Consider the following 3,030-nt stretch of genomic DNA (forward strand, 5'->3'; position numbering starts at 1 on the left):
ACTGGGGCGCAGGTCTTGCAATGCGCGAATCTCTTCGCTACACTGATCGTATGGAGATCTCATCGGCGGCCAGCACACTTGCATCTGGGCTCGACCTGCAGATGCGACGGCTCGAGGCATCGGCCGTCAACGTCGCCAACGTGGCGACACCGGGGTATGAGCCCACGACCGTGGTCGGTCAGACCACGCCCGGCGGAGGGGTCTCTCCGCTCGCCGTCCCCGCGTCCATCTTCCCCATGAGCGGTCTTACTGACGCCGCGGCAATCGCCGTCAGCGGAACCGACCTCGCGTTCGAGGTCGTGACCCAGATCACGGCCTTGTCGGCCTATCAGGCGCAGGTCAACGCGTTCCGCTCCATCGACGAGGCCGAGCGCAGCTTCATCGACGGCCTGCGCGCGTAGCCGCGGGTCACGTCTCTCACACCGCTCGCGCAGGGTCTCTGGGGTCGGGCCTCACCCCGCCGAAGTGTCAGCGCTCGAGACGCGCCACGATGAAGTACTGATAGGGGAGAAACGTCGGCTCGTCGGCGATGCCAAAGCCGGCATCGCGCAGCTCCTTCTCCACCAGGGCTCTGGGCAGGCGTTCCTGCGCCTTCGGCCCGATGGGCGAGGTCGGCAGGAAGTCGACGATGGCGATTCGCCCCCCCGACTTGAGTGCGCGGGCGATCTTTGCGTAGTACTGCGGACGACTCTCGATGTGGTGGAGCGTGTTGACGATCAGAACGAGATCGACGCTGCCCTCGGCCAGCTGCGGGTCGTCTGGTGGCACCACCCGAGGACGCAGGTTGGGCTGCTTCTCGCGCCGTGCCCGTGTGGCCATGTAGTCGACCAGTGACGGCGCCACATCGAGGGCCCAGACGGTCCCCGTGGGCCCCACCGCCGTCGCCAGGCGTCGGGCGAAGTAGCCCGTGCTCGCGCCGATGTCGGCCACGGTCTGGCCCGGTGCGAGACGCAGGCTGGCCACGACCTCGTCCGGCTTCTGCCACGCGGCGCGGTCCGGTGCCTCGAAGGCAGTGACCGAACGGTCGACATCGCTGAAGTCGTGGTGCCCGTGGTGTCGCGCCTCCACGGATGGAGAGGGCGTCGCAATCTGGCCGTGCGCACGCGGCGCGGCGAACGCAAGGGCGGCGAGCAAGACGACTGAGGAGAGCGCACGGGTCAGACGCATCGTGTAAGAAGGCCTCTCAGGCAGGGTCGATCTCAGGGGGCCGGATGTATCACGAGGGTTTCTGTGCCCCTGGTGCCGGGCGTGACGTAGGAGAACAGGCCGAGGGCCTCAGGGACCAGGGTGCGCCCCTGGCTCTCGGTGGCGGAGGCCATGGCGTCCTTGTTGGCCGGCAGGGCGATGAGGAGCTGCCCGCAGGCAAGCGCGCGCTCCTTTCCTGTCAGTGAGTCGGAGACGAAGCCGATGAGCGTTCCGTCTGTTGTCAGGCCGTATGCTGACGCGCGCGTCGGGATGCGGAGCTTCGGGTGCATGTGCGCTTCGTCAGGGCGGGCCACCAGGTCGCCGTCATTGCGGTCGATGGCGCAGGTCACCCGGGTTGCGAGGTTCAGGGCATGGGAAGACGGGTCACCCTGGGGTTCGATGGCCAGATAGCCTTTGCCGTGAACTTCCACCGAGATCGCGCTGTCAAGCGAAAAGCGCCGGAACGTGCTGCTCGTGAGCAGCGGATCGTTCGGGTCGAGTGCGCGAAAACGACGCTCCTCGTGCTTGTCGGAGAATCGGGGGAAGCAGCCGCCGTCGGTGCTCGACGCACTCAAGCCGGCCCGTTGCGTGGGGTCACCATAGCCTTCGGGCTCGACATACCTGACGTGGCTCGAGGCCCCGCTCGCCTCGCCGCGGGAGGCCGTGTGCTGCACATTGTGCAGGGCCCATCCGAGGGTCCCGGCGATGCAGATCACGATGAGGAGGGTGGTGCCGTCTCGTCCCAGACGCATGTCATTCTCCCTTCGTGGAGAGGCGTCTTGCCTCGTCATGAGACGTTACGGCTTGCTTCGAGCAGGCTCCTCCTTTGTTTCTGCGGCAGCTTCGATCTGATGTACCCACGACGTCCACCGCCGCGCGTCGCTCGAGTCCGGCGCGACACGGGTCAGGGCTTGTCGACCAGCGCGGATGGCGTCTGTGATCTGACCGCGCCGCGCGAGGAGGCGCGCTTCGAAGTACCAGAGCTCGCCGAGGTCTTGCCGCTGCTGCTGCAGCCTGCGCGTCAGGGTGAGGGCTTCATCATCGTCCCCGAGGCGGTAGCTGAGGCGCATCAGGTTGTAGGCGCAGTCGAATCGGTCCGGCGAGCGCTGGAGGGCCTGTCTCCAGAGCTGCGCGGCGTCGCTCTCCTTGTGGAGCGACACCGCCGTGTTGACGGCCGCGGCGTTCAAGTCGTCGGCATCGGCGGGGCGCGACGGGTAGGGGGAGAGACCGAACGTTCCCTGGGCGGGATCGTAGGCGAGGAGGAAGCTTGCGTAGTCGGGAAGGCTGCGGCGCAGCGCGTCGTTGCGCTCCGGGTCGAGGAACAGCACGCGCCGCGGTCCCCCGCTGAAGTCCGGCAGGTTGCGCGTGAAGTACGATGCATAGCTGTCCGGCGCGCTCTTCACGAAGACCAGGGCATGCGGGCCCGTCGAGGCTGCGAGCCAGGTATCGAGCTGCCGCACGCCGTCATGGGTCGCGCGCGCTGCGGTCAGGCATGCGCCGAACACGCCGAGGGCGGCAAACGTCACCTCGAACCCCCCCATCACAGCCGCAGCCCGTACGGTGATTCGCTCGCGCAGCGCAAGGTGCAGCCCGCGAGCCGCCAGGATGACGGCAAATCCGAAAGCGTTGAGCATGTAGCGCGATCCGTACTCGACGCCGCCGAGCCCGCCTTGAACGGCCTGCACGCAGAGGGCCAGGGCGACGACGCTGATGACGTAGGCGCGGCCGGGGCTGCGGTCACGCAACGCCCCCACGGCCAGACCCAGGGTGACGAGTGGGGCCTGCCACATGCAGACGCGCACGAGTGAGAACTGCAGGTTCCAAAGGTTTCCGATCACCGAGCTT

4 protein-coding genes are annotated in these 3,030 nt (G+C 67.5%); 1 reads left to right on the forward strand and 3 read right to left on the reverse strand.

Annotated elements, in window-relative coordinates:
• Positions 1-20 precede the first annotated feature (20 nt).
• Positions 21-401, forward strand: a complete 381-nt coding sequence (locus EB084_22705) for a hypothetical protein (GenBank protein ID NDD31076.1) — start codon at positions 21-23, stop codon at positions 399-401.
• A gap of 67 nt (positions 402-468) precedes the next feature.
• Here EB084_22705 and EB084_22710 read toward each other — a convergent pair whose 3' ends face one another.
• The 3 genes from EB084_22710 to EB084_22720 are packed head-to-tail and all read right to left on the reverse strand — an operon-like array spanning position 469 to position 3,023.
• Entirely contained in the window at positions 469-1,167 is a 699-nt protein-coding gene (locus EB084_22710; GenBank protein ID NDD31077.1) for a methyltransferase domain-containing protein, read from the reverse strand.
• Between the two features lie 32 nt (positions 1,168-1,199).
• Positions 1,200-1,937 (reverse strand): hypothetical protein, encoded by a 738-nt coding sequence (locus tag EB084_22715; GenBank protein NDD31078.1) that lies wholly within the window; start codon positions 1,935-1,937, stop codon positions 1,200-1,202.
• A gap of 45 nt (positions 1,938-1,982) precedes the next feature.
• Positions 1,983-3,023: a hypothetical protein gene (locus tag EB084_22720; protein NDD31079.1), complete on the reverse strand. Its 1,041-nt coding sequence runs from the start codon at positions 3,021-3,023 to the stop codon at positions 1,983-1,985.
• Positions 3,024-3,030: the final 7 nt, after the last annotated feature.

It is taken from the genome of Pseudomonadota bacterium, assembly GCA_010028905.1.
GTDB lineage: Bacteria > Vulcanimicrobiota > Xenobia > RGZZ01 > RGZZ01 > RGZZ01.

Coding starts and splice junctions, on each gene's coding strand:
- EB084_22710 (NDD31077.1), bottom strand. CDS start 1,167: ATGCGTCTGACCCGTGCGCTCTCCTCAGTCGTCTTGCTCGCCGCCCTT.
- EB084_22705 (NDD31076.1), top strand. CDS start 21: ATGCGCGAATCTCTTCGCTACACTGATCGTATGGAGATCTCATCGGCG.
- EB084_22715 (NDD31078.1), bottom strand. CDS start 1,937: ATGCGTCTGGGACGAGACGGCACCACCCTCCTCATCGTGATCTGCATC.